Annotated in this window: 19 protein-coding genes, 1 tRNA gene and 1 riboswitch; of the genes, 4 read left to right on the forward strand and 16 right to left on the reverse strand. The window is 64.8% G+C overall.

Features of this window, described 5'->3' with window-relative positions:
- Nucleotides 1–9: 9 nt before the first annotated feature.
- The 3 genes from VGL01_RS22100 to VGL01_RS22110 form a co-directional block, all read right to left on the reverse strand.
- On the reverse strand, nucleotides 10–606 hold the full coding sequence (locus VGL01_RS22100; RefSeq protein WP_331573173.1) for a chorismate mutase: 597 nt from the start codon (nucleotides 604–606) through the stop codon (nucleotides 10–12).
- A 201-nt stretch (nucleotides 607–807) separates the two neighbouring features.
- On the reverse strand, nucleotides 808–957 hold the full coding sequence (locus VGL01_RS22105) for a hypothetical protein (protein WP_331573175.1): 150 nt from the start codon (nucleotides 955–957) through the stop codon (nucleotides 808–810).
- A gap of 247 nt (nucleotides 958–1204) precedes the next feature.
- Entirely contained in the window at nucleotides 1205–2323 is a 1119-nt protein-coding gene (locus tag VGL01_RS22110; RefSeq protein ID WP_331573177.1) for an aldo/keto reductase, read from the reverse strand.
- Between the two features lie 117 nt (nucleotides 2324–2440).
- Here VGL01_RS22110 and VGL01_RS22115 point away from each other — a divergent pair, with 117 nt between their 5' ends.
- Complete coding sequence (locus tag VGL01_RS22115; protein ID WP_331573179.1) at nucleotides 2441–3382, forward strand: LysR family transcriptional regulator; 942 nt, start codon at nucleotides 2441–2443, stop codon at nucleotides 3380–3382.
- Between the two features lie 12 nt (nucleotides 3383–3394).
- Here VGL01_RS22115 and pcaC read toward each other — a convergent pair whose 3' ends face one another.
- The 3 genes from pcaC to VGL01_RS22130 all read right to left on the reverse strand — a co-directional run bounded on the left by pcaC (nucleotide 3395) and on the right by VGL01_RS22130 (nucleotide 6229).
- Entirely contained in the window at nucleotides 3395–3790 is a 396-nt protein-coding gene (gene pcaC / locus VGL01_RS22120) for a 4-carboxymuconolactone decarboxylase (RefSeq protein WP_331573181.1), read from the reverse strand.
- Complete coding sequence (locus VGL01_RS22125; RefSeq protein WP_331573183.1) at nucleotides 3791–5191, reverse strand: 3-carboxy-cis,cis-muconate cycloisomerase; 1401 nt, start codon at nucleotides 5189–5191, stop codon at nucleotides 3791–3793.
- 87 nt (nucleotides 5192–5278) lie between these two features.
- Nucleotides 5279–6229, reverse strand: a complete 951-nt coding sequence (locus tag VGL01_RS22130) for a LysR substrate-binding domain-containing protein (protein WP_331573185.1) — start codon at nucleotides 6227–6229, stop codon at nucleotides 5279–5281.
- A gap of 137 nt (nucleotides 6230–6366) precedes the next feature.
- Here VGL01_RS22130 and pcaH point away from each other — a divergent pair, with 137 nt between their 5' ends.
- Entirely contained in the window at nucleotides 6367–7119 is a 753-nt protein-coding gene (pcaH, locus tag VGL01_RS22135) for a protocatechuate 3,4-dioxygenase subunit beta (RefSeq protein ID WP_331573187.1), read from the forward strand.
- Nucleotides 7119–7766, forward strand: coding sequence for a protocatechuate 3,4-dioxygenase subunit alpha (pcaG, locus tag VGL01_RS22140; RefSeq protein ID WP_331573189.1), 648 nt, complete (start codon nucleotides 7119–7121; stop codon nucleotides 7764–7766). Before pcaH ends, pcaG begins: the two co-directional genes overlap by 1 nt.
- A 118-nt stretch (nucleotides 7767–7884) precedes the next feature.
- On the opposite strand, the gene VGL01_RS22145 is transcribed toward pcaG, so the two are convergent.
- From VGL01_RS22145 to pepN, 3 genes are all read right to left on the reverse strand, one after another.
- A tRNA-Thr gene (locus VGL01_RS22145) sits at nucleotides 7885–7960 on the reverse strand.
- A 54-nt stretch (nucleotides 7961–8014) separates the two neighbouring features.
- On the reverse strand, nucleotides 8015–9031 hold the full coding sequence (locus VGL01_RS22150) for a class 1 fructose-bisphosphatase (RefSeq protein ID WP_331573191.1): 1017 nt from the start codon (nucleotides 9029–9031) through the stop codon (nucleotides 8015–8017).
- A 160-nt stretch (nucleotides 9032–9191) separates the two neighbouring features.
- Nucleotides 9192–11882, reverse strand: a complete 2691-nt coding sequence (gene pepN, locus VGL01_RS22155; protein ID WP_331573193.1) for an aminopeptidase N — start codon at nucleotides 11880–11882, stop codon at nucleotides 9192–9194.
- 154 nt (nucleotides 11883–12036) lie between these two features.
- On the opposite strand from pepN, the gene VGL01_RS22160 reads away from it, so the two are divergent.
- Nucleotides 12037–12741: a DUF4136 domain-containing protein gene (locus VGL01_RS22160; RefSeq protein ID WP_331573195.1), complete on the forward strand. Its 705-nt coding sequence runs from the start codon at nucleotides 12037–12039 to the stop codon at nucleotides 12739–12741.
- A 43-nt stretch (nucleotides 12742–12784) separates the two neighbouring features.
- Here the strand turns inward: VGL01_RS22160 and VGL01_RS22165 are convergent, their stop codons facing one another.
- The 7 genes from VGL01_RS22165 to VGL01_RS22195 all read right to left on the reverse strand — a co-directional run bounded on the left by VGL01_RS22165 (nucleotide 12785) and on the right by VGL01_RS22195 (nucleotide 21845).
- Nucleotides 12785–13357: a TMEM165/GDT1 family protein gene (locus VGL01_RS22165; protein ID WP_331573197.1), complete on the reverse strand. Its 573-nt coding sequence runs from the start codon at nucleotides 13355–13357 to the stop codon at nucleotides 12785–12787.
- 83 nt (nucleotides 13358–13440) lie between these two features.
- Nucleotides 13441–13575, reverse strand: a riboswitch (yybP-ykoY riboswitch).
- Nucleotides 13576–13643: 68 nt separating this feature from the next.
- Nucleotides 13644–14999 (reverse strand): guanine deaminase, encoded by a 1356-nt coding sequence (gene guaD, locus VGL01_RS22170; protein WP_414720324.1) that lies wholly within the window; start codon nucleotides 14997–14999, stop codon nucleotides 13644–13646.
- Nucleotides 15000–15060: 61 nt separating this feature from the next.
- Complete coding sequence (locus tag VGL01_RS22175; protein WP_331573199.1) at nucleotides 15061–16083, reverse strand: adenosine deaminase; 1023 nt, start codon at nucleotides 16081–16083, stop codon at nucleotides 15061–15063.
- Nucleotides 16064–17146 carry a xanthine dehydrogenase accessory protein XdhC gene (gene xdhC / locus VGL01_RS22180; RefSeq protein ID WP_331573201.1) on the reverse strand — a complete coding sequence of 361 codons (1083 nt, stop codon included), beginning with the start codon at nucleotides 17144–17146 and terminating at the stop codon, nucleotides 16064–16066. The genes VGL01_RS22175 and xdhC overlap by 20 nt, the downstream gene beginning before the upstream one ends.
- Nucleotides 17147–17162: 16 nt before the next feature.
- Nucleotides 17163–19529 (reverse strand): xanthine dehydrogenase molybdopterin binding subunit, encoded by a 2367-nt coding sequence (xdhB, locus tag VGL01_RS22185; RefSeq protein ID WP_331573203.1) that lies wholly within the window; start codon nucleotides 19527–19529, stop codon nucleotides 17163–17165.
- The gene (xdhA, locus tag VGL01_RS22190) at nucleotides 19526–21061 is read right to left on the reverse strand and encodes a xanthine dehydrogenase small subunit (protein WP_331573205.1); all 1536 of its coding nucleotides are present in this window, start codon (nucleotides 21059–21061) and stop codon (nucleotides 19526–19528) included. The genes xdhB and xdhA overlap by 4 nt, the downstream gene beginning before the upstream one ends.
- A 265-nt stretch (nucleotides 21062–21326) precedes the next feature.
- Nucleotides 21327–21845 (reverse strand): disulfide bond formation protein B, encoded by a 519-nt coding sequence (locus tag VGL01_RS22195; RefSeq protein ID WP_331573207.1) that lies wholly within the window; start codon nucleotides 21843–21845, stop codon nucleotides 21327–21329.
- Nucleotides 21846–21867 lie beyond the last annotated feature (22 nt).

Raw genomic sequence — 21867 nt, forward strand, 5'->3', positions numbered from 1 at the left:
CGCCCGGTTTCAGCCGGTGCCGCCCATTCCACCGGACGAGCAGACGTGCGCCAGCGCGGTCGTCAGCGCAGCGGTCTCGCCCGATTCATAGTGCGTCATGGCTTTCCAGTTCTCGACGCTGCGCTTGAGCCTCGTCGGGCAATCGGCGCTGTCGCGCAGCGGTTGAGCGCGCGCGAGCGCGGGAATCAGCGCCTGCGTCAGCTGATCGAGCGCGGGGCGGGTAGTGGCGGCCAGGTCGGGCGCGGGCCCCTCGGGCGGCTTCGTTGTCTTCCATCGGTCGAACAGCGCAGTCTGAATTTGCTTGCTGGCTTCAATCTGATCCTGAAAGAAGGCGTGAGCGAAGGCGGGATCGACACCTGCCGCGCGTGCGCGCTTGTCCACGTCGGCCAGCAGTGCCGCTTCGCGCGGCGGATCCGTGATCGCCCGACCGTTTGCCCATTTCCATTGGGCGACGGGTACGGCCAGGGCAAGCCGTTTCGAGGCCAGCGCGACGAGGTTGATGAGCGGGGTATCGTCGCCCTCGGCCCGCGCGTGACGGGGCATGACGGACAAGGCGGCGCATAACGCGATGGCGCCGAGCGCTGCAGCACTCAGTGGACGTTTCATGGGGGTAAGGTTCAGGCAGTCAGCCGGCCGGGCCGGCAAGGAACGCCGCACGACCGCCGGCACGGCGGACGGTCGGCGGCAGCGGGATGACAGCGCGGTGCCGCCATAGCGGCACGCATGTGGAGGCGAGCACTGCGCGCGCGCAGACTCATGACGCGCGGACGACCGCGCGATGCAAAGCAGCTTCCGAGCGGTGTCCGCTCACTTCGATTCGAAGGATCTGCGTTGTTCGTCGAAGAACGCGCGAACATGTTCCGGGAGCTCGGCACCCAGAAATTCGACGCCCACCGGCTCCGGATCCGGGCTTGCGATTTTGTCGGGGGGCGGAATGTGGGTGGGCTTCGCTTCCATGATCTCTCTCCTGATACAAAGCGATTATCTGACGCGTCCGTCGATCGGTGCCAGCGCCGAATCGCTTTTTAACGATTTGTTGCATTAACGGCACACGTGCGCCTGCTTTGAAGAGCGATTCAGGGTAATCAACGAGTCGAATCCTGTCGCACACTGCCTGCGCGCCGGGCAGCCATCGGGTACAGCTTGCCCGACGGGCAGCGATGGCTCAGTGCCCCGACGCACACGGCAGCGGCATGGATCCTCGTTAGACCGATGGCGAAGGCGCGGGCACGATGACGGGCTCGTCGTAGCGCCGAGGCTTGCTGGCGACTTCCACATGGCCGTGGATGCGCGCCTGGTGACCGTCCGCGAACATGTAGTAGGGGAACGGCCGGTCGGGTTGCGACACGGCATCGAGACGCGCGGCAAGCTCGGGCGCGAGCGTGAAATCGAGCGATGCAAGCGAATCCTCGAGCTGCTCGGGTTTCGTCGCTCCAACGATGATGCTCGAGACTCCGCGCTTGTCGTGCAGCCAGTTCAGCGCAACCTGGGCCATCGGGCGGCCGGCTTCGGCGGCCACCGCCTCGAGCTCGGCGACGATTCGGAAGTTGCGCGGCGTCAGCTTGTCGAAACCGGGCGGCATGCGCCCCGCCGTTTGCTCGCTCACGGTCTGAAGGCGCCCGGCGCCCGATGCACCCTCCGATGGCCGATATTTGCCCGACAACAGACCCATGGCGAGCGGACTCCAGGGAACCAGCCCCATGCCGAATTCGACGGCCAGATCGGCGAACTCGTTTTCCGCGTTGCGCTCGATCAGGGAGTACTCGAGCTGCATGGCCGCGACGGGCTCGAAGCCTCTCCATTGCGCCAGCGTCTGCGCGCGCGCCGCGAACCACGCGGGGGTGTCGGAGAGCCCGACGTAGCGAATCTTGCCCGCCCGGACGGCATCGTCCAGTGTGCGCATCACCTCGTCCACGGGCGTCATGCGGTCCCACGTGTGCACGTAATAGAGGTCGATGTAGTCGGTGCCGAGCCGCGCGAGCGACGCATCGAGCGCACGCATCAGATTCTTGCGATGGTTGCCCCCGGCGTTCGGGTTGCCGGCCTGAGCGTTATAACTGTATTTCGTCGCGAGGACGATTTTGTCGCGCAACCCGCTTTCGGCGACGAATTTGCCCAGCCAACGTTCGCTGGTGCCTTCGGTATAAAGGTCCGCGGTATCGATGAAGTTGCCGCCGGCATTCACGTAAATATCGAAAAGGCGACGCGCGGTTGCTTCCTCGGTGCCCCAGTTCCATTCGGTACCGAACGTCATCGTGCCGAGGGAAATCGGCGAAACGCGCAGCCCCGAGCGGCCGAGCAGCGTATAGCGGTCCATCGTCATGGCAGTTCTCCTTGTTGGTGAAGTATGTCGATGGCCGTATCGTGCCTGCGTTGATCCCTTGGAAAAAGGCCGCTATTCTGCAAGCATTTTGAAGCGCTGCTTAATAAAAGGATCGATATGGACCCAGCCCGACTTCCCGCGCTGGTGGCTTTTGCGAGCGTCGCGCGCCATGAGAGCTTCACGCGCGCAGCACTGGAGAGCGGGGTCTCGGCGTCCGCGCTTTCGCAGTCCGTCCGGGCACTCGAAGCGCAGCTCGGCGTGCGGCTCTTCAATCGCACGACCCGCCGGGTTGCGCTGACGGAGGCCGGCGCGGACTTTCTCGAGCGGGTCCGCCCGGCGCTTTCGATGCTCGACGCCGCCTTCGATGCGCTCGATGCGCAACGGGGCCATCCCGCCGGTACGTTACGGATCAACCTGCCGCGCGTGGCGAGCGAGCTGCTCGTACTGCCGCATCTAGCTGAATTCAAGCGGCGCTACCCGCACGTCACGGTGGATATGATGCTCGATGACGGACTGACGGATCTCGTCGGGGAGGGGTTCGACGCGGGGATCAGACTCGGCGAAATGCTGGCCCGCGATATGGTTGCGATTCCGTTATCCGGACCGCTGCGGATCGCCGTGGCCGGCTCCCCGGCCTATTTCGAGCGTTATGCGGTACCCGCGGTACCGGATGACCTCATGCGGCATGACTGTCTGCACTATCGTTTTGCGACGAGCCGCGGGATCTATCGATGGGAGTTCGCACCGCCCGCCGATCCAACGCGGGTTTTCGAAGTGGATACGCCGGGCAGTTTCGTCACCAACGATTTGCGCACCATGGTGCGCGCGGCCGTGGACGGCATCGGCCTCTTGCACGTCATCGAGGACTATGTCGCACCGGAACTGGCCGACGGCCGCCTCGTCCGCGTGCTCGACGATTGGTGTCCTACCTTCGACGGCTTTTGCCTCTATACATCGAGCCGCGTGCATATGCCGCTCAAACTGCGCGTTTTCATCGACTTGCTGCGGGAAAAACGCTTGCACTCGCCTACGGCGCGCGGAGATTCGGCTGGGCAATGACGGCTGGAACGCTCATGAGCCACCGGCGGCGTCGGTTTCGTCAGCGAAGATCCGATCGGCGAGATGAAACGCGGAATTGGCCGCCGGCACGCCGCAATAAATGGCCGTCTGCAACAGCACTTCCTTGATTTCGTCTCGCGTCACGCCGTTGTTCTTCGCCGCGCGCAAATGCAGCGCGAGTTCCTCGCCGCGATTGAGCGCCACCATCATCGCAATGGTCAACAGACTGCGCGTATGGCGCGGCAAGCCCGGGCGCGTCCAGATCTCGCCCCATGCGTAGCGCGTGATGAGCGCTTGGAATTCGCTCGTCAATTCGTTTTGCTTGGCGAGCGATCGATCGACGTGCGCATCGCCGAGCACGGCGCGGCGCACTTCCATGCCTGCGTCGTAGCGTTCCTGGTCGTTCATTTAGTCGGACTCCTGATCTCGATTGGTTCTGGCGGCTTCTTCGGCCCGCGATTCGCGAAACGCTGCAAGCACCGCGTCGACGAACGCGTGCGCGCGCCCCGCGTAGTTGGCCGGATCGAAGAGTGCATCGAGGCGAGCCGCGTCCAAGCGGCTCGTCACCTCGGTATCCTCGGCCAGCACGTCGCGCAGATTGCGTCCGCTTGCAACGGCCCGTTGCGACGCATGTTCGACGAGGCGATGCGCCGGTTGACGTCCCATCGATTCGCCGAGCGCGAGCATGACCGCTTCCGCGAGGATGAGGCCGTGAGTCGAACCGAGGTTGGCGGCAAGCCGCCCGGTGTCGACTTCGAGCCCGCGCGCGATCTCGTCGACGTGCGCGAGCGCTCCGCCGCAGAGCCGGGCGATCTCGGGCAGGGCCTCCCATTCGGCCTGCCAGCCGCCCAGGGCGCGTTCGTGTTCCTGAACCATGGCGGCGAGCACCGTCGCGACAAGCCCCGGTACGCGCACGGCGGCGCTCAGAACAGCGGCGCAGCCGACCGGATTGCGCTTGTGCGGCATCGTCGACGAACCGCCTTTGCCCGCGCCCGACGGTTCGGCAAGCTCGCCGATTTCGGTCTGCATCTGAAGCGATACATCGCGAGCAATCTTGCCGAGCGTACCCGTGATCAGTCCGAGCGTCGTCGCGATCTCCGCGATGCGATCGCGCTGCGTGTGCCACGGCAGCACCGGTACCGCCAGGGCCAACGCGCTGGCAAGCGCCTGCGTCACGGCATCGGCGCGCTCGCCGAGGCTCGCGAGCGTGCCGGCCGCGCCGCCGAATTGCAGCACGAGCGCGCTTTGGCGCAGGTGTGTCACGCGCGCCCGATGGCGCTCGAGCGTATCGAGCCATTGCGCGAACTTCATGCCGAGCGTGATCGGCAGCGCCTGCTGCAGCCAGGTGCGACCCACCATTGACGTGGCGCGATGTCGCTCGGCCAGGCCGGCCAGGACGTCGTCGAGCGACGCGATTTGCGCGTCGATCGAATTCAGCGCGTCGCGCAACTGCAGCACCATGCCCGTATCGATGATGTCCTGACTCGTGGCGCCCCAATGCACGTATTTCGCCGCTTCGGGAGCCTGCTCGGCGACCGCCGCGGTCAGTTGCTTCACGAGCGGAATAGCGAGATTGCCCGCCCGTGCGGCGGCGTGCGTCAGCGCGTCGGCATCGATGCACTCCGCGCGGCACGCGGCCTCGATGGGCCCGGACGCATCGCCCGGAATGACGCCGGCCGATGCGAGGGCCCGGGCCAATGCCGCCTCCACATCGAGCATGCGCTGGATCGTCGCGCGCGGCGAAAAGATTGCGATGAGCGCCTCGGTGGAGCTCAGGCGGTCGGTCAGTCGTCCGTCGAATTCGAGCATGATGGTACAGTCGTTTGTTCGATCACCGAACAAAGTGTCATTTAACGAACAATAATCGACGCATGGTATGCGTGAGGCCGCAGCGGGTCAAGAAACGCGATCGCCTGGCCGCTTTCGCCGCTTGCCCGGTTCGCTCCGTGCAAGTGTGCGCAAGATCTCGGCGAACGCTTGTGCGAGCTCGCTCGTTGTGCCCGCGCTGCGGCGCACGATGCCCACCGGTTCTTCGGCCCCGGCCATCGGCAGCGGCAGCGCGACGAGCGAACCGCCTTGCAGGTCGTCGTGTGCGGCGCGCGCCGGCGTCACCCAAACCGCGTTCGAGCGCCGTGCGATGAGGCGAGCGACTGAAACCGACAGCGTTTCGATGGACTCGGGCGGCACACGCAGCGCGTGGGCATCGAAGTAGGCGTCGGTGTTCAGGCGCGGCACCGTTGTCTGCGGCGCGACGATGAGTGGATAGTCCAGCACCGCGGTCAGCGAAACGGCGCTTTGCTCGAGCAAGGGATGGCTCGGCCGAACGGCCATCACGAGCGGTTCGGCATACAGAAACTCGAACGAGAGCCCTTGCATGGCTGAGGGTTCGGCCATGCGCCCGAGCACGAAGTCGAGTTCGCCAGCCTTCAGTGCGGAGAGCAACAACGCATTCGTGCCGGTGCGCAACCGGACGCCGGCATGGGGGCGAACCTCTTTGAATCGAATCAGTGCATCGGGCATGACACCGCTGGCGACAGTCGGCAGTGCGCCGATTTCGAGCGCGGCGGCCGATGGCATGGCCGAACCGCTCAACGCGGCGCCGGCCGAATCGAGCGCCTGACCGACGTCGAGTGCATAGCGTAAGAAGTGCTCGCCCGCTGGAGTCAACCGGGCTCCGTGGCGTCCTCGTTCGACGAGCTGGGCGCCCGCCAGCGCTTCGAGTTCCGCGAGCGTTTTGGAGATCGCCGGCTGGCTCAAGTGGAGCCGCTCCGCCGCGCGGCCGAGATTGCGCTCCTGGGCAACGGCCAGAAAGCAGGTGATGTGGCGAAGGCGAAGGCGGTTTTCCATCACCCCAGGTTATGAAAAATCGGCAAACAAGTCAATTTACCTCAAGTTTCGGGAAACATACATTAACGACTCAGGCACCCGCTCGTTCACCGCGCGGCGAGCCCAATGTCATTCGAAAGCATTTTGGGAGACGGTTCATGCAGACATCGGCCGCTGAGGACTTTGGCGCCTTTGGCGAGTTCGCCCAGCGCGACACGGCGCAGCACCCGCCGGCCTACGCGCCTGGCTACAAGACGAGCATATTGCGCTCGCCGCGCAACGCGTTGATTTCGACGCAAAGCACGCTATCCGAGACGACAGGGCCGGTGTTCCGCGCCGACGAGTTGGGGCCGCTCGACAACGATCTCATCCTGAACTTCGCGAAGGAGGGGTTGCCCATTGGCGAGCGCATCATCGTCCACGGCTTTGTGCGCGACGAGTTCGGCCGGCCGGTCAGGAATGCGCTGGTGGAGGTCTGGCAGGCCAACGCGGGCGGCCGTTACCGCCACAAGAACGACAAGTATCTCGCGCCGATCGATCCGAATTTCGGCGGCTGCGGGCGGATGCTGACCGATGCCGATGGCCACTATGTCTACCGGACGATCAAGCCGGGACCGTACCCGTGGCGCAATCGCATCAACGATTGGCGTCCCTCGCATGTCCACTATTCGCTGAGCGGCGATGGGTGGGCACAGCGGCTGGTGACTCAGATGTACTTCGAGGGCGACCCGCTCATTGCCCAATGTCCGATCCTGAAGACGATCCCGAGCGAGGAGCAGATCCGCGGTCTCATTGCGGCGCTCGATCCGGCGAACCACGTCCCACTCGACAGCCGGTGCTACCGCTTCGACATCACGCTGCGCGGACGCCGCGCTACCTACTTCGAACAGTCTTTGCCGGGAGTGAAGTGATGGCGCTGACACCGTTTGCTCCGTTCCATTTGAACGAAACCGCATCGCAGACCGGGGGGCCGTATGTGCACATCGGTCTTGCGCCGAAGCAGGCCGGTTTCGATATCTTCGAAAACAACTTCGGCAATGTGCTGGTCACGAGCGAGACACGAGGCGAGCGCATCGACATCGAAGGACGTGTCTACGACGGCTCCGGGTCGCTCGTGCGCGACGTGTTGATCGAAATCTGGCAAGCCAATGCGGCCGGGCGTTACGCTCATCCGGCGGACCGGCAGGACCTGCCGATCGATCCGTCGTTTCGCGGGTGGGGACGCACGGGCGCCGATTTCGAAACGGGCGTGTATCGATTCGAGACGATCAAGCCCGGCGCGGTGCTCGGGCGCAGCGGCACGCGGCAAGCGCCGCATATTCTCCTGGTGTTGTTCGCGCGCGGCATCAATCTCGGTTTGCATACGCGGCTTTATTTCAGCGACGAAGCCGAAGCCAATCTGCGCGATCCGGTGCTTGGCGGCATTGAATGGGATGTGCGCCGCAAGACGCTCATCGCCGAGCGCAGCGAGCGGGACGGCAAAGCCGTCTATACCTTCGACATTCGCTTGCAAGACACGCCCGACGGTGGACGCGAGACGGTCTTCTTCGACATTTGAGTTGGGTTGCCGGCGCGCGCCCGCGGTGTGTACCGGGTGCGGTGCGTGCTGCCGCGAGAATGGCCACCAAAAAAGCAAAAAGCCCAGTCGCGAGACTGGGCTTTTTGTTTGAATCTTATGGTGCCGGAAAGAGGAATCGAACCCCCGACCTTCGCATTACGAATGCGCTGCTCTACCGTCTGAGCTATTCCGGCATCAGGAGAAACGCGATTATAGAGACATGTCGCGCCGGATAGCAAGCCCCCATCTTAACTTTTTTCTTCGCGATGGTAGCCCGTGACGCGCTCGACCTCGTTCTTCGAACCGAGGAACACCGCGATACGCTCATGCAGGCTCTCGGGCTGCACATCGAGAATGCGCTCGTGCCCGTTCGTCGCCGCGCCGCCGGCCTGCTCGACGATGAACGACATCGGATTCGCCTCGTACATGAGCCGCAGCTTGCCCGGTTTGTCCGGGGTCCGCTTGTCCGCCGGGTACATGAAGATGCCGCCGCGATGCAAGATCCGATGCACATCGGCAACCATCGATGCGACCCAGCGCATGTTGAAATCGGCCTGACGCACGCCCGTCTTGCCGGCCAGCAGCTCGTCGACATATCGCTGTACTGGCGGATACCAGTGGCGAGCGTTCGAGGCGTTGATCGCGAATTCCCGCGTGTCTTCCGGAATGCGCAAGTTGGCATGCGTGAGCACCCACGAACCGAGTTCGCGGTCGAGCGTGAAGCCATTCACGCCATCGCCGGTCGTCAATACGAGCATGGTTTGCGGTCCATAGACCGCGTAGCCTGCCGCGACCTGCTGCGTGCCGGGCTGAAGGAACGATTGCTCGGTCGCGACTTGCCCGTCAGGGCAGCGCAGCACCGAAAAAATAGTACCGATCGATACGTTGACGTCGATGTTCGATGAACCGTCCAGCGGGTCGAACACGAGCAGATATTCTCCGCGCGGATAGTTGGCCGGAATCGGAAACAGCTTTTCCATTTCCTCGGACGCCATCGCGGCAAGGTTGCCGCCCCATTCGTTCGCGTCGAGGAGAATTTCGTTCGACAGGATGTCGAGCTTTTTCTGGACCTCGCCTTGAACGTTTTCGCTGCCCGCCGTACCGAGCGCTTCCCCCAAAGCCCCTTTGCTGACGTGATAGCTGATGAGCTTGCAAGCGCGCGCGACGACTTCGATCAAAAGACGCAAGTCGGCCGGCAGCTTGTTGGTTTCGCGTTGTTGCTCGATCAGAAATTTCGTGAGGGTAGTGCGTCGTTGCAGAGACATTGCGGTACTCCGAAAGCCAGGGGATGCCGTGGATTTTACCCGCCGCGACGCCGATGGCCGCGAGTTTTTGTAGGCAGGCGCACGGTCGGCACGAAAAAAACGGGCACGTGCGTGCCCGTTCGTTGGGTCGCGAAGCGCCACCAAACGGCGCTCCACGGCATCAAGCCAACGCTTTCTCGACGATCTCGCGTACGTCGCGTGACGAAGCCTTCGCAGCCACTTGCTGCAGCGCCTCGCGCATGCGCTCGCGCAACGCCGGCGTGTAGCGACGCCAGAGTTCCAGCGAGCGTGCGAGGCGCGCGGCCACCTGGGGATTGAGCGCATCGAGCGCCACGACCTGTTCCGCCCAGAACGCGTAGCCCGAGCCGTCGGCCGCATGGAACTGCGCGGGATTGCCCGAGCAGAAGCTGAAGATCAACGAACGCGCTCGGTTCGGATTGCGCAAGGTGAACGCCGGATGACTCATGAGCTTGCGCACGATCTCGATCACGGGCCGCTTCTCGCTACCGCGCTGCGTGGCCTGCATCGAGAACCACTTGTCGATGACGAGCGGCTCGCGCTCGAACCTGCGATAGAAGTCTTCGAGCGCACGCTCCGCGATCGGCGTATTCGTCGCGGCACCCGCGGCGATGAGCGTCGCGAGCGCGGCCGCACGATCGGTCATGTTGTCGGCGGCGTCGTACTGCGCATTCGCGAGCCGCACGGCGTCGGACGGGTCGTCGAGCTCGGCAAGGTAGGCCAGCGCGAGATTCTTGAGGGCGCGATGGCCCGCGGCTTGCGCCGTCGGCTCGTACGGGTCCGGCGTCACATGATTTTCGTAGAGGCTCAGCCACTGGTCGCGCAGCGCCGTGGCGAGGCGCTTGCGCACGAATTGCCGCGCGCGGTGCACCGCCGACGGGTCGGACTCGGCCATCTGCTCGGCAAGGTACGACTCCGAGGGCAGCACGAGCGCGAGCTCGCGAAACGCGGGTGAGATCGTCTTGTCGGTCAGCACACGCGCGAATGCCGCGACAACGGAATCGTCGAGCGTGAGCGGCTCGTCGGCTGCCGCGCGCGCGGCCAACGCCAGCAGCTCGCGCGTGGCGAGGCGCTGGCCAGCCTCCCATCGATTGAATGGATCGCTGTCGTGCGCGAGCAAAAACGCCAATTCGTCATGGGTGTAGTCGTACTCGACGATCACCGGTGCCGAAAAGTTGCGCAGCAGGGAAGGCAAGGGCGCTTCGGCCACATCGACGAACGTGAACTGCGCTTCGTTCTCCGTCAGCTCCAGCACACGCGTCGTCCCGGCCGCAGCGGGCTCCCCTTCGAGACGGAGCGGCAGATCGGCGCCGTTGCGGCCGATGAGACCCATCGCAAACGGAATCAGGAGCGGGCCTTGTTGTGTTTCGCGCGCAGCGGGCGCCGCGTCCGCATACCGTTGCGAGAGCGTGATCGTGAAGCGCTTGGTTTTTTCATCGTACGCTGTCCGCACGCCGACACGCGGCGTGCCGGCCTGGCTGTACCAGCGCTCGAATTGCGCCAGATCGCGCCCGTTCGCATCGGCCAGCGCATGGCGGAAATCGTCGCACGTGACGGCTTGCCCGTCATGCCGCTTGAAGTAGAGATCCATACCGCGGCGAAAACCGTCGCGCCCGAAGAGCGTCTGATACATGCGCACGACTTCGGCGCCTTTCTCGTAGACGGTCATCGTATAGAAGTTGTTGATTTCGACGTAGCTCTCGGGGCGCACCGGATGCGCCATGGGGCCCGCGTCTTCCGCGAATTGCATCTGCCGCAGCACGCGTACATCCTCGATGCGTTTCACGGCGCGCGCCGTTTCGTCGGTCGCGCCGCCTTGCATATCGGCCGAGAACTCCTGATCGCGAAAGACGGTAAGCCCTTCCTTCAGGCTCAATTGGAACCAGTCGCGGCAGGTGACGCGATTGCCTGTCCAGTTATGGAAATACTCGTGGCCGACCACGGCCTCGATGTTGGCGAAATCGGTATCGGTGGCGGTTTCGGGGTTGGCCAGGACATACTTCGTGTTGAAGATGTTCAGGCCTTTGTTTTCCATGGCGCCCATGTTGAAATCGCTGACGGCGACGATCATGAAGCGGTCGAGATCGAGCTCGAGGCCGAAGCGCGCTTCGTCCCACCGAATCGCGTTGACGAGCGAATCCATGGCGTGTCGCGTCTTGTCGAGATCATGCGGCTCGACCCAGACCTGCAGCAGTTTTTCCTTGCCGGAGCCGGTGCGGATTCGCTCTTCGAGCGCGACGAGTTTGCCGGCGACCAGCGCGAAAAGGTAGCTCGGCTTCTTGAACGGGTCCTGCCATTTGGCGAAGTGGCGTCCGTCCGGCAAATCGCCCGTGTCGACGAGATTGCCGTTCGAGAGCAGGACCGGATAGGCGGTTTTGTCCGCGCGCAGCGTCACCGTGTAGGTGGCCATGACGTCGGGGCGATCGAGAAAGTAGGTGATGCGCCGAAAACCTTCGGCCTCGCATTGGGTGAAAAAGTTGCCGCTCGAGACGTAAAGGCCGGAGAGCGTCGTATTCTCGGCCGGCTTGCACGCGCTCACTATCGTCAGCTCGAACGTGTCGGGTACGGCGTCGAGCACCAGGCCGTGCTCGTGGACGCGATGCTCCGCGGAAGACGTGCCGTCGAGCGAGACCGAGAGAAGTTCCAACGCTTCGCCCATGAGTTCCAGGCGTGCAGCATGCGCGGCGCCGGGGTTGCGTCGCACCCGCATCGTGTTCTTGACGATCGTGCGTTCGGCAACGAGATCGAACTCGAGCGCAACCGAGTCGATGAGAAAAGCCGGCGGCGTATAGTCGGCCCGGCGGATCACAGCGGAATTGGCGGTATCGGACATGGCGGATCGGGAAAATGGACCGTTTGGGCTCGCGCATCAGCGGCGAGGTCGTCATCCATTGTACAAAGCCGGCCGGCGCGGCGCTGCAGGCTCGGCGTATCATCGCGACGAGGCCCGGGGTGAAGGCAGGCCCCGTAGCAAAACAGAGGAAGATATGAAGGCGAAGTGGCAACAGGTAAGACGTGCGGTCGCGCCGGTCTGCGCCGTGTCGGCATTGACGTTGGCGGGGTGTACGACCTACGTGAGCTCGCAGGTCACGGCTTTTTCGGAATGGAGCGGCAGCGACGCAACGCGGACTTATTCATTCGACCGCACCCCGGCGCAGCAAAACAGCCTCGAGCAAGCGACCTACGAGCAACTCGTTGCCTCCGAGCTCGATCGTTATGCGTTCCGGCGTGTACCGCGTACCGACGCACATTATCTCGTGGGACTCGGTTACAAGACCGATGCCGGCGCGATGACTGTCACGCAGCCGGTCTACTATGGGAACCCCTGGCCGGGCCCGTTCTGGCGGCCCATGGGCCCGTTTGGGCCCTTTGGCGGGTTCCCGCCGGATTATGTGAGCCAAACCTATCCGGTCTACACGCATACGCTGGGCGTGCGGATCACCGAGCGCTCGACAGGCCGGGAAGTCTACAACGTCACCGCGCGCACAACGAACGATGAGCCCTCGCTAGTGCAGGCCATGCCTTATCTTGCCCGCAGCGCGTTGGCCGATTTCCCGCTCGGCAACGGGGTCGTGCGCACGGTGCGCATACCCGTCGATTCGCATGGCGGCGCGGCGTCGAACGAGGTGCCGGTCGCACCGCCGGCAACAGGCCGCGCTCCTGCTGCAGCATCCGTCCCGGCGGCGCAATAGCATCGTCACGGCCGCCTGCTTTCGCCGCGGCCGTCCGCGCCCGTCAAACCGTTCCGCGCACCAGCCCGAGCACCCCGAGCACGATGAACAGGACGGCTGCGATCACATGCACGGTGCGTGTCGGCAGACGGTGAGCGAAGCGCTCGCCGAGCAGGATGGCCGGCACGTTGGCCAGCATCATGCCGAGGGTGGTGCCGGCCACCACGCCGATGAAGTCGTGAAATCGTGCGGCCAGCGCGACGGTCGCGATCTGCGTCTTGTCGCCCATTTCAGCCAGAAAGAACGTGACGAGGGTGGCGCCGAAGACGCCAAGCCGGCCGCGCGCGACGTTTGCCTCGTTTGCATCGAGCTTGTCGGGTATCAGCACCCAGATGCCCATGGCGATGAACGAGATCGTCAATGCCCAACGCATGACCGTCGGCGTGACGAGCGCGCCGAGCCAATTCCCGATTGCGCCGGCGCCCGCATGGTTGGCCAGCGTAGCGACGAGCACGCCGAGCATGATCGGAATGGGCTTGCGGTAGCGGGCCGCAAGGACTAGGGAGAGCAATTGAGTCTTGTCGCCGATTTCAGCGAGCGCGACGGCGCCGGTCGAGATCAGAAAGGCTTGGTCCACGTTGTTGGTTCTTCCCGGGCCGAGATGTGTACGAGCGACGACCCGCGGCGACACCGGGCCCATAAACGGCGCGCGTGCGGGTCATCGGTCTCGCCAGGCCCGAGGCTGCATCCGCCATGGCCGTAGGCCAAGTCTGTTGACGGATGCCCCCGCCGCGCTCGGCATGACCGGTGAACCGGCGCGAAGCGGCGGGGCGGCTACTCCCCAATGAGGGACGGATTCTAACACAGGCGCGGCGCTGGGCCGCGGAACCGGGCGGCCGGGCAGCCTCGCGTCGCGCCGGCGTTCAGTGGGCGGCGAGCGCGCGTCGGCGGCGCGCATCGTCGTCGCGGCGATGTACGCATCGGCCTGCCACATAGGTCTCGAATACTGCGCGATCGTCGCCGAGCAAGGCGAACGCGAACAGTCGTTCCTCGAGCGACTCGGCACGCTGCATACGCCGCTCGAGCAGCGGTGTGGCCTGCGGATCGAGCACGATGAAATCGGCTTCGGTCTGCGGCGCCAGCGTGCCGATGGTCCCGTCCAGATCGAGAGCCTGCGCGGCACCGGCCGTGGCGAGCCAGAACATGCGCGTCGCGCTGAGGTGATGCCCGCTCAGACGCGCGACTTTATGCGCTTCGTTCATCGTCCGCAGCATGGAGAAAGCGGTGCCCCCGCCCACGTCGGTGCCGAGCGTCACCGCCATGCCATGCGCGCCTGCCTTGGCAATATCGAACAGACCGCTGCCGAGAAAGAGATTCGATGTCGGGCAATGCGAAGCGACGGCTCCGCTCTCGGCCATGCGAGCCCGATCGCGATCGTCGAAATGAATGCAGTGCCCATAAATCGCACGGCGGCGCAGCAGTCCATGGCGATCGTAGACATCGAGATAACTGCGATAACCCGGGTAGAGCGCGGCCACCCACTTGATCTCGTCGACGTTCTCGGCGACGTGCGTCTGAACGAATACGTCCGGATGGGCTTGCGCGAGCGCGCCGCATGCTTGCAGCTGCTCGGGCGTCGATGTCGGCGCGAAACGCGGAGTGAGCGCGTAGAGCTGCCGCCCTTTGCCGTGCCAGCGCGCGATCAGCTCAGCGCTGTCGTCATAGCCCGATTGCGCGGTGTCGCGCAGGAATTCGGGGCAATTGCGGTCCATCAACACCTTGCCCGCGATCATGCGCAACTGCCGCGCTTCGCTCGCGGCGAAGAATGCGTCGACCGATTCCTTGTGCACGGTGCAGTAGACGAGCGCGGTCGTCGTGCCGCAAGCGAGCAGCTCCTCGAGGAAAAAGTCCGCGGTTTCCCGCGCCGATGCCGCGTCGGAAAAACGCCGTTCCGTCGGGAACGTGTAGTGCTCGAGCCAGGGGAGAAGGCCGGACGCCGGTGAGGCGATCATGTCCGTCTGCGGGTAGTGCACGTGCGTATCGATGAAGCCCGGTACGATCAGCTTGCCGGTGAGGTCGCGCAACTGCGTGTCGGGCGTCAATTGGTCTGCAAGCGCGGCGTAGCTGCCTTTTGCGACCACATGCCCCGCTTCGACGATGAGCAGTCCGTCTTCTTCGAAGCGGGCCGCATCGTCGGATTCGGCTGGATCGCCGGCGAAGCCGAGCAGCATGGCGCGATAGGCGGTGCGTCCCACACCGTGCTTGTCGATTGGGCTCATGGTCGGAAATGTTCCTGTGCTGAAACTGAAAAACGGCGCCGCATCGGTGCGGCGCGCACGTCTACGGCTTCCAATATGCGTCGAGCTTTGCAATGAACGCGTCGAGCTCGCGTGGCGTGACGAAGGAGGCTTCGAAGCTGTTGCGAATGAGTGTGTACACGTCGCGGTCGGTCAGTCCGAGCGCTTCGACCGCTGCCAGGTAGTTCGCATTGACGTAGCCGCCGAAGTAGGCCGGATCGTCCGAGTTGATCGTCACGGCCACACCGCGATCGAGCAGTGCTTTCAAGGTGTGCCGTTTCATGTCGTCGAATACGCGCAGCTTCAGATTCGACAGCGGGCAGACGGTCAGTGCAACGCGGGTATCGGCAAGCCGCGTCACGAGCGCGGGGTCTTCGATGCTGCGCACACCGTGATCGATGCGATCGACCAACAGCAGATCGAGTGCTTCGTAAATGTACGAAGGCGGGCCTTCCTCGCCCGCATGCGCGACGAGCTTCAGACCTCGCTTGCGTGCCTGCGCGAAAACGCGTTCGAATTTGGAGGGCGGATGGCCGCGCTCCGACGAATCGAGACCGACGCCGATCAACCGGTGCGCGTAGGTATCGAAGAGCGGCAGCGCGGCCGAGTAGGTGGCGAGCGCATCGTCTTCGGACAGATGTCGTAAGAAGCAGAGAATCAGCTTGCTGGATAAGCCGCGACGCTCGCCCTCGGCCAGCGCCCGCTCGATGCCCGCGACCACCGTTTCGATCGGCACGCCGCGCTCGGTATGCGTTTGCGGATCGAAGAATATCTCGGTATGCACCACGCCATCGGCGAGTGCGCGCTCGACATAGGCCGCGGTCATGTCGTAGAAGTCGTCTTCGGTGAGCAACACGCTCGCGCCGGCGTAGTAGATGTCGAGGAACGACTGCAGATCGGTGAACGCATAGGCGGCGCGCAGCGCTTCGATCGACGGGTAAGCGAGCGCAACGCCGTTGCGTTCGGCAAGCTTGAAGATCAGCTCGGGCTCGAGCGATCCTTCGATATGGATATGGAGCTCGGCCTTCGGCGCACCGGCGATTTTTTCAGCGAATGTCGGGGTCATGGTCGATCGTTGAAGACAACGGGGAAGAGGGAGGCGACGGTGCGGCGCGCGGCGCACGCCGCGTTCGCACGCTTTCGACGGCTTGCAGCAATTGGGCCGCCGCCGAAATCGCAATGGCCTCCGGCGATTTGTCGGCGATGCCGGAAACCCCGATCGGGCAGTGCATGCGCGCGATGAGAGCGGGGTCGATGCCGCGCGCAGCGAGCCGATGTTCGAATTGCCGGCGCTTCGTCAGCGAGCCGATCATGCCGAAAAATGCGAAATCGCCGCGTCTGAGGATGCGCTCGGCCAGCGCAAGGTCGCGCGCGTGATTGTGCGTCATTACGATGAAATAGCTCGCGGGCTCGGCTTCGTCGACGGCTTCGTCCGGCGCATCGTTTGCGTCGATCGTCACGTTCGGCAGATCTAGCGGCGAGACCGGTACGAGGTGCTGTTCGAATTGGGCATCGCGCTCGTCGACCCAGCGCACGCGGCACGGCAGCGTCGCGAGGATCCGGACCAGCGCGGCACCGACATGTCCGGCGCCGAACAGCACCACCGGAAACTCGCGCGCCACGATCGTCTCGGTCAGGAGCGCGTTGCCTTCATCGAACCCGGTGCCGTCCCAGAGCAGGCAGTCCGGCATGTCGCAGCCGGGTTGCGCATCGGAAAGGAGCACGCTGTCGGGCGATGGACCGAACGACACGCTGCGCACACTCGCTTTTCCCGCCGCGAGGCGCTTGGCGAGCGTCGCCACCCAGCCGAGATCGCCTACATCGAGGCGTTCGAACGCCAGCATCACTGCACCGCCACAGCATTGGCCGAGGCTCGGTCCGAGCGCAAGACGTTCGAGCCTGCGCATGTGCGGCACGCGCGTGCCGTCGCGCAGAACCTCGCGGGCGATCTCGATCGCCCGCCATTCGAGATGTCCGCCGCCGATCGTATGGCGCGCGGTGTCGCGTGTCACGATCATCTTCGTGCCGGCTTCGCGCGGGGCCGATCCCTCCACGCGCGCGACGGTGACGAGCACCACGGCGTCGCCATGTGCGAGCAGATGCTGAAGGTCGGACAACCATGTTTGCATGCGGAGACGATCCTCTTCAGGCAGTGCTTGCTGTGCGACCCAACGCGCAGATGGCCGCGAGGATCGCTTCGGGCGTCGCCGGCGCGCGCAGCGGCGGGGCCGAGCGCGCGTGCGGGGCGGCCGCGGCGACGGCGTCGCGGATGGCCAGAAAAACCGAGAAGGCGAGCAGCAGTGGCGGCTCGCCGACGGCCTTCGAACGGAATACGGTCGGCTCCACGTTTTCGTTCCGATAAAGGGCGACGTGAAACGCGGCCGGCGTATCGCTGATCGCGGGGATTTTATAGGTCGACGGGGCGTGGGTCATGAGCCGTCCATCAGCGTTCCACCAGAGTTCTTCGGTCGTCAGCCAGCCCATGCCCTGGATGAATCCCCCTTCGACCTGCCCGAGATCGATCGCCGGGTTGATCGATCGGCCCGCATCGTGCAGCAAATCGGCACGCAGGAGCTTCCATTCGCCGGTCAGGGTGTCGACGACCACTTCCGATACCGCGGCACCGTACGCAAAGTAGTAGAACGGGTGCCCCGTCAGCGTTTTCGCATCCCAATGCACTTTCGGGGTGGCGTAAAAACCGTCCGACCAGAGTTGCACGCGGGCGAGGTAGGCCTCGTTTACCAACTGCGCGAAGGGCAACGATGCACCATCGAGCGATACGCAGCCGTTGGCGAAGATCGCATCGCCCGGCTGGCCGCCGAGCAGCCGCGCCGCCATTTCGGCCAAGCGCGCGCGGATGGTTTGCGCAGCCGCTTCGGCGGCCTTGCCGTTCAGGTCGCTGCCGGTCGAAGCCGCCGTGGCCGACGTATTGGCGACTTTCGACGTGTCCGTCGCCGTCACGCGCACCTGCTCGAGCGGCAGCCCCAGCACATGCGCGACGACTTGTGCCACTTTCGTATTGAGGCCCTGGCCCATCTCCGTGCCGCCGTGATTGACGAGTACGGAGCCGTCCCGATAGACGTGCACGAGCGCGCCGGCCTGATTGAGGAACGGCACGTTGAACGAGATGCCGAACTTGACCGGCGTGATCGCAATGCCGCGTTTGAGCACGGGGCTCGCTTCGTTGAATGCCGCGAGCGCCGCGCGGCGCTCGCGATAGTCGCTCGATTCGAGCAGTTGCGCAGTCAGCGGAGCAAGGATGTTGTCGTCGACGCGTTGGCCGTACGGCGTGACGTCCCGCTCGCCGATGCCGTAGAAATTGGCCAGACGGACATCGAGCGGGTCCCGCCCGAGCGCGCGCGCGATATCGTCGATCATGACTTCGGTCACGAGCGCGCCTTGCGGCCCCCCGAAGCCGCGAAACGCGGTATTCGATTGCGTGTTCGTCTTGCAGGCCAGCGCCGCGATTTCGACATCGGACAAATAGTAGGCGTTGTCGACGTGACAGACCGCGCGCGTGGCGACGGCTCCCGAGAGATCCGCCGAATAGCCGGCGCGCAATGCAATTTCGACGCGCGCGCCCGCGATGCGGCCTTCGCTATCGAAGCCAACCTCGTATCGGTAGACGGCGTCGTGGCGCTTGCCCGTTATCAGAAAATCGTCGTCGCGGTCTGCGCGTAGTTTGACGGGCCGCTTGAGCTTTGAAGCGGCGAGCGCGGCAATACAGACGAACACGGCCGACTGCGACTCCTTCCCGCCAAAGCCCCCGCCCATGCGCCGGCATTCGCACAGGACGCGATGCGCGGGCCAGCCGAGCATATGCGCGACGACCTGCTGCATTTCGCTCGGATGCTGCGTCGAGCTATAGACGAGCATGCCGGCGCCTTCCTTCGGAACGGCATAGGCGATTTGCCCTTCGAGATAGAACTGTTCCTGTCCGCCGACTTCGAACTCGCCTGTCAACCGGTGCGGTGCGGCGGCAATCCTGGCCGCGGGATCGCCTCGCACGAGATGCAGCGGAGGCAGCACGTACTGCTGGCGATCGCGGGCCGCTTGCGCGGTCAGCACGGCCTCCAGCGGTTCGTAGCGCACGATGTCGCCGCTTTTGGCGAGCGCCGCGGCTTGCCGCGCGAGGTCGCGGCTCGTCGCGATCACGGCAAAAACGGGTTGCCCGAGATAGGAGACGGTGCCCTCGGCAAGGATCGGATCGTCGTGAAGGACCGGGCCACAGTTGTTTTCGCCGGGGATATCGGCCGCCGTCAATACCGCGACCACGCCCGGGGCAGCCCTCACGGTTTCGAGATCGAGCGAGACGATGTGCGCATGCGCGTGGCGCGATAAGCCGAGCGCGACATGGAGCGTGCCGGCGAACTCCGGCAGATCGTCGGTGTAGGCGGCTTCGCCGCTCACATGCAATTCGGCCGATTCGTGCGGGCGCGCCACGCCGATCGCGGCGCTCGGCTGGGAAGCCGTCCCCATGCGTTCGGCGGATGCTTCGGTCATCAGATTCATCGCATCTCCTTGGCCGGTCGGGCGGTGGGCTCGAACGAGAACGCTTCGACCTCGCTTGCTGCCAACGGCGCCTCGTCGCGCGTTTCGAGATGAAAGCGCCAGAGCAGATTACGGGCGACGGTCATACGGTAGGTATTCGATGCGCGCATATCGGTGAGCGGCACGAAGTCCTGTTCGAGCGCATTCATGGCGCGTTGCGCGCTCGCCTCGTCCCACACCTCGCCGACGAGCGCGGCTTCGGCACTGGCCGCACGCTGTGGGGTCGCGGCCATGCCGCCGAAGGCGATACGCGCCGAGACGATTTTTCCGTTGTCGATTTCGAGTGCGAATGCGCCGCATACCGCCGAGATATCCTGATCGTAGCGCTTCGACACCTTGTACGTACGAAATCGCAGCTGGGCCCGCGGGAGCGGTACACGAACGGCGGCGAGGAATTCGCCCGGCTCGAGTGCCGTCTTCTGATAGCCGAGATAGAACGCGTCGAGCGCAAGCGTGCGGGAAGCCTTGTCCCGCCGCAACACGACCTGCGCGCCGAGCGCGATCAAAGCCGGCATCGAATCGCCGATGGGCGAGCCGTTCGCGACGTTGCCGCCGAGCGTGCCCGCATTGCGTATCGGCAGCGACGCGAAGCGCCGTGCCAGCTCGGCGAGCGCGGGGTACTCGCCGACGAGCGCGGCGTAGGCGTCCTCGAGCGAGGCGGCGGCGCCGATGGTGAGCATCGATGCGTCGCGCTCGATGCGCTTCAGTTCCTCGACGTTGCCGATATAGAGCAGATCGCCGAGGCCGCGCATTTGCTTCGTCACCCAGAGCCCGACGTCCGTGCTGCCCGCGAGCACGCATGCCTGGGGGTGTGCCGCGCGCAGGGCCGCGAATGCGTCGAGCGTCACCGGCGCGCGAAATGTCGTCGTGCCGGAGTCTGCAGTGTGCGTTTCGCGGCTCGCGTATTCGAACGTTTCGTCGCGGCGCAATGCGCGCAGCGCCGCGACGACGGGCGCGCGATCGAGCGCGGTGCGCGCATGGCGCCCGCCGTCGAACATGGCCTGTGCGGCCTCGACGATCGGCCGGTACCCGGTGCAGCGGCACAGATTGCCGGACAGCGCGGTCGCGATTTCATCGCGCGAGGGCGCCTGGCTTTCTCCTTGCCGGTTTTCGTAGAGCGCCCACATCGACATGGCAAAGCCCGGCGTACAAAAACCGCATTGCGATGCATGGCAATCGACGAGCGCGCGCTGCACGGGATGCAGCGTGCCATCCGGGCGGCGCAGGTCTTCGACCGTGAAAAGGGCGCGCGAATCGAGCGTGGGCAGGAATTGAATGCAGGCGTTGACGGCCTTGAGCGCGAGCGCGCCGCGGGCGTCGAGTTCGCCGACGACCACCGTGCACGCGCCGCAGTCACCCTCGGCGCAGCCCTCCTTGGTGCCCGTGCACTGGAGGTCTTCGCGCAAGTGCTGAAGCACGGTGCGGGTGGCCGGGGCGTCGTGCACTTCGTGAATCGCGCCGCGGTAGTAAAAGCGGATGGGATGCGTGGTCATGGCCGAATCCTGGAGTTGCGGATCAGGCGCGCGTTACGCTTCGTACCGGCAACGGCCGGCTCGCGCACGTGGATCGCCATCCAGAGCACAAGATAGCACCGCAATATGCGGCGAAGATCGTCCGGCGCTGATGGTCGCTATCAGCGCCAGCATAATTACGGCTCTACGATGCGCGGCACGCGTGGAAGTTGCAAGCCATCGCCGTGTTGCACCGCGAAGACGGCGGGGGGCGTGAGCCGGCCGCGTGTGTCGGCGCGCTCAGCGCTCAGACCGCATGCAGACGACCCTTGGCGCGCCGACGCCAGAGACTGGCGGCCACGGCGAGGAACGTCAGCACGAAGGCGACGAGCGCCCACCCGGGCAGCAGAAGACCGAGAATGGGCGGGTAAACCGTTTCGCACAGGCCCGCGACCTTGAACACGCTCGGCAGCCAATGGGCGGGCGGCAGGGCGTCGACGACGGGCTGCAGTGCATCGAATCCGCAGCTGAAGCCGGGATGGAGCTGGATGAAGAGGTGACGCACGGCGGTGCCGACGCCCGCGGCGGCGACGACCGCAATCAGTGTTTCGAACACGCGAACGCCTTGCCAGCCGCCGCGCGTTGCGCCGGCGAACGCCAGAATTGCGATCAGGATGAAGAAATAGCGCTGAATGATGCAAAGTGGGCAGGGATCTTCGCCCTTCGCGAACTGCAGATAAAGCGCGCCGCCGACGAGGCTCAGCGAGACGAGACCGAGCAGCACGAGTAGGCGGCGTTCGCGGCGCAGGGACAGGAGGTCGTTCATGAAGCGTGGGCTCCGAGGGGCA

It is taken from the genome of Trinickia sp. (genome assembly GCF_036503415.1).
GTDB lineage: Bacteria > Pseudomonadota > Gammaproteobacteria > Burkholderiales > Burkholderiaceae > Trinickia.